At 70.1% G+C, this 1,440-nt stretch carries 1 protein-coding gene; it reads left to right on the top strand.

All coding sequences use genetic code 11. The features are described from left to right. Positions 1-229: 229 nt before the first annotated feature. A partial coding sequence (locus HW837_RS47925) for an IS110 family RNA-guided transposase (protein WP_193382253.1) occupies positions 230-1,440 on the top strand: 1,211 nt, incomplete at its 3' end.

The raw sequence follows: 1,440 nt of genomic DNA, 5'->3' as shown, positions 1-1,440 counted from the left end.
GGGGTCTGACATTGATGCTGATACTCAGGTTCCGGTGGTCGTGGCTCGGGGTCTGACTGACGCCCTGCTGGGCTGTCTTCCGGTTGTGCTGTCCGGCCGTCGGGACCTGTTCTCATGGCTCCGGCCGGGCGGAACATGACCTGATAGGAGCTTGGTCGAGAAGCCCTTTCAATGTCCTGTCTGCGCCACCCGGCCGGTGCCCACCTCCGGTTGGGAAGGCACCATCAGCATGACATCAGCGGCGGCACCAGACACAGCGGGCCAGGACGTGTTCGGCGGGGTCGACTCCCACGCCGACACCATTCACGTCGCGGTGATCAGCGACAACGGAGGCCACCTCGCTGACGCCGAGTTCGCCACCACCGCCGCCGGATACGCCGCGGCCCTGGCCTTCCTGACCGCTCACGGACACGTGAGCGCGATCGGTGTGGAGGGCACCGCCTCCTACGGCACCGGCTTCACCCGCGCCGCCCGCTCAGCGGGCCTTCACGTCGTGGAGGTCAACCGGCCCGACCGGGCCGAACGCCGCCGCATCGGCAAGTCCGACCCCATCGACGCCTACGCCGCCGCCCGCGCCGCCCTGTCCGGACGCGCCTCCAGCGCTCCCAAGGACGACACCGTCGCCGGCATACGCGCCCTGCACAACGCCGCCCGCTCCGCCGTCAAGGCACGCACCGCCGCCCTGAACCAGATCACCCACCTCCTCTTCACCGCACCCGAGACCATCCGCACCAGATACGGGCAGCTCAACGGGACAGACCGCACCGATGCCCTGGCCCGGCTGCGGCCGGCCGGAGACGCGGTGCACACCGCTGTCCTCACCGCGCTGAAGAGCCTCGCCCGACGCGTCAAAGAGCTGACCGCCGAACACCAGGCCCTGACCCGAGCCCTGGACAACGAGGTCACCGCCCACAACCCCGGCCTGCGAGCCGCCTACGGCGTCGGCCCCGACACCGCGGCGCAGCTGCTGGTCACCGCCGGAGGCAATCCCGAACGCATGCGGACCGAGGCATCCTTCGCCGCCCTGTGCGGCGTCGCCCCGGTCCCCGCTTCCAGCGGCAGAACGAACCGGCACCGCCTGTCCCGGGGCGGCGACCGGAATGCCAACGCCGCGCTCTACCGCATCGCCCTGGTCCGCATGTCCAGCGACTCCACAACCCGCGCATACACGGCACGCCAGACCGCCGTCGGCCGGACGAAGAAGGAGATCATCCGGCTCCTGGAACGAGCCATCGCCCGGGAGGTCTTCCGCTGCCTCACCACTACCGTCACCGTCCCGGGCATCGCCGACCTGCGGCCCCTACGGCAAGCCAGGAACATCACCCTCACGGCCGTCGCCCAGCACTTCGGGGTCTGGCCCACCACCATCTCCCGACTTGAACGAGGCCTCAGCCGAGACGACGACCTCGCTCACGCCTACCGCGACTGGATCCAGACCGC

Source organism: Streptomyces caniscabiei, assembly GCF_014930365.1.
GTDB classification, from domain to species: Bacteria; Actinomycetota; Actinomycetes; order Streptomycetales; family Streptomycetaceae; genus Streptomyces; species Streptomyces caniscabiei.
The sequence above is the reverse complement of the archived record's forward strand: the minus strand, read 5'-3'. Positions and strand labels throughout refer to the sequence as shown.